Source organism: Rubrivirga sp., from assembly GCF_049648075.1.
Classification (GTDB): domain Bacteria; phylum Bacteroidota; class Rhodothermia; order Rhodothermales; family Rubricoccaceae; genus Rubrivirga.
The window spans coordinates 1-2,519 of record NZ_JBARYR010000125.1 but is presented as its reverse complement, the minus strand read 5'-3'; the positions used below and the strand labels follow the sequence as shown (position 1 = coordinate 2,519).

Genomic DNA, 2,519 nt, shown 5'->3' with positions numbered 1-2,519 from the left:
CCGCAGCGATGGTGACGTGCGCCGCAGCGCCGCGGCCTGGCGTCCGCGTCCTCGAACCGGTCGAGATCGGCCGTGTCGCTGCGTCAGGCCCGTCCTGACGCACTGTACCGGGGTAGGCCTGAGAGGCTGCGAGATCGCGTGAGGACGGACCTCGGGACCGTGACGCCCCGTTGTCAGACTCCCCTCACCTGCACCACCCCCCTCATGATCCGCTCTTTCTCCATCCTCCTGCTCGCGGTCGTCGTCGCCGGTTGCTCGACGGGCCGCATGAACGAGCCCTCGCTCACGGGCGAGCTCGGCCTCGACGCGTCGATGCTCTCGGCCAACAAGACCATCGTCGAGAACGCCGCCGGCCAGCCCGAGCTCTCGTCTCTCGTCGCCGCCGTCCAACGGGCGGGACTCGTCGACGCGCTCAGCGGACCGGGTCCGTTTACCGTCTTCGCCCCGATCAACGCCGCCTTCGACGGCATGGACCTCTCGGCGATTGACCCTGCCGATCTGGGCGCCGTGCTGCAGTACCACGTGATCTCCGGCGACTTCAAGGCCTCCGAGCTGGCCGACGGGATGATCCTCGAGGGTCTCGACGGCAACGAGCTCGTGGTCTCGACCCGCACCACCGGTGATCCCGGGTTCATGATCGACGACGCGGACATCATCTTCACCGACATCGAGGCCTCCAACGGCACGATCCACCTGATCAACTTGGTCCTCAACCCGACCGAGGGCGGGATGGCCCGCTAGCCTGGCCCGCCCGCTCGACCCGGACCGCTCTTCCTCACCGGACAGGGCGGTCCGTTGTGGTTTAGGACCTCCCGCCGGGATCGATTAGATTGTCACTGCTCACACGCCCCCTCGCATCTGACCGCTTGACACGCTCGCCCGACTCCCTGGCCGGCTAGGTCCGATGCTTCGCGAACGTAGTGTACTCCTCCAACGCCTTCTGCTCGTCGCAGACCTGGCGCTCGTGGCCTTGGCCTGGATCCTGGCCTGGGTCCTCCGATTCGAGGTTTTAACCCCGCCCGAGTGGGTCTCGCTCGAGCAGTACATCGGGTACCTCCCGTTCGTGCTAGCGATCTGGGGCGGCGTCCTGCTGGTCTCAGGCCTGTACCGGACGCACCGCGCGCAACGTCTCCCGCTGGTGGTCTTCGCTGTCGGCCGTGCGGTCGCGTTGGGCCTGGTGGCGTCGTTTGGGGCGTCGTTCTTCTACCGGGAGTTCTCGTTCTCGAGGCTGCACGTCGCGCTCTTCGCCGGGATCGCGTCCGTCCTGCTCGTCGGCCTTCGTCTATCGATCTACGTCGTGCTGCGTCGAGGACGCCAGCAGGGACGGAACGTCCGCCGTGTGCTGATCGTGGGCGCGGGGAAAGCGGGACAGCGGCTCGCGCGAGCCTTCCACCACTACCCGTGGATGGGCTTCGAGGTGCTGGGATTCCTGGACGACCGAGACGAGGTGCCGGCTGAGCCGAGCCGCATCTACCCCGAGCCCGTCGTCCCGCCGAACGTCTTGGGACGGGTCGACGACATCGAGCGGGTCCTCGACCGGTACCAGGGCGGGGTGGATCTGGTGTACGCGGCCCTTCCGCTGGCGGCGGCGCCCAAAATCGAGGCCGTCGCGGACGCGTGCGCTCGCCACACGGCGCACCTCGCGCTCGTCCCGGACCTGCTCGGCCTGGACCTGCTCAACAGTCGGATCTCGGACGTGGATGGCCTGCCGGTAATCCACCTGCTGGACGAGGCGCCCCTCGACGTTCGGCAGCTCGCTAAGCGCGTCTGGGACATCGGGTTTTCGGTGGCGGCACTGGTGCTCCTGTCGCCTCTTCTGGCCGTCATCGCGATCGCCGTCAAGCTGTCGTCGCCGGGGCCGATCCTCTACAAGCAGACGCGGATGAGCTTGAACGGGCAGACGTTCGAGATCCTGAAGTTCCGTTCGATGCCCGTCAACGCAGAAGCAGGGACGGGCGCCGTGTGGTCTACCAAGGGCGAATCGCGAGCGACGCCGGTCGGCTCGTTCCTGCGACGGACGAGCCTCGATGAGCTGCCTCAGTTTTGGAACGTCCTCCGCGGGGACATGTCGGTTGTTGGGCCGAGGCCGGAGCGCCCGTCGCTGATCGAGGGGTTCCGCCACGAGATCCCGGGCTACATGCTGCGCCACAAGACGAAGGCGGGCATCACGGGCTGGGCGCAGGTCCACGGCTGGCGCGGTGATACGAGCCTCACCAAGCGGATCGAGTACGACCTCTGGTACATCTCGAACTGGTCGCTGTGGCTCGATCTCAAGATCATCGTGATGACGGTGTTCAAGGGGTTCGTCCACGAGAACGCGCACTGATGGGGCAAGGGGCACGAGGGATGTGGCACGGGGCCGGCCTCCTCGAGGGCGATCCGTGACGCAGACGGACAGCGGGCGGCACGCGTCGAGACCCGAGAGATCCGTCCTCGAGGACGGGGTTGCTCCTCGAGGGCGCGGGCGGCGGGCGCTGGGCGTCGTCGTGGCCAACGTCGTCGGCGTGGCGGTGCTGCTG

At 67.5% G+C, this 2,519-nt stretch carries 2 protein-coding genes; both read left to right on the top strand.

Features of this window, described 5'->3' with window-relative positions; all coding sequences use genetic code 11:
- Nucleotides 1-204 precede the first annotated feature (204 nt).
- Complete coding sequence (locus tag WBA11_RS03495) at nt 205-741, top strand: fasciclin domain-containing protein (protein WP_424519336.1); 537 nt, start codon at nt 205-207, stop codon at nt 739-741.
- Nucleotides 742-904: 163 nt separating this feature from the next.
- Nucleotides 905-2,326 carry an undecaprenyl-phosphate glucose phosphotransferase gene (locus WBA11_RS03490; RefSeq protein WP_424519335.1) on the top strand — a complete coding sequence of 474 codons (1,422 nt, stop codon included), beginning with the start codon at nt 905-907 and terminating at the stop codon, nt 2,324-2,326.
- The last annotated feature ends 193 nt before the right edge of the window (nt 2,327-2,519 follow it).

What these genes read in the sequence shown, in the direction of transcription:
- WBA11_RS03495 (WP_424519336.1), top strand. Translation starts at nt 205, where the DNA reads ATGATCCGCTCTTTCTCCATCCTCCTGCTCGCGGTCGTCGTCGCCGGT.
- WBA11_RS03490 (WP_424519335.1), top strand. Translation starts at nt 905, where the DNA reads ATGCTTCGCGAACGTAGTGTACTCCTCCAACGCCTTCTGCTCGTCGCA.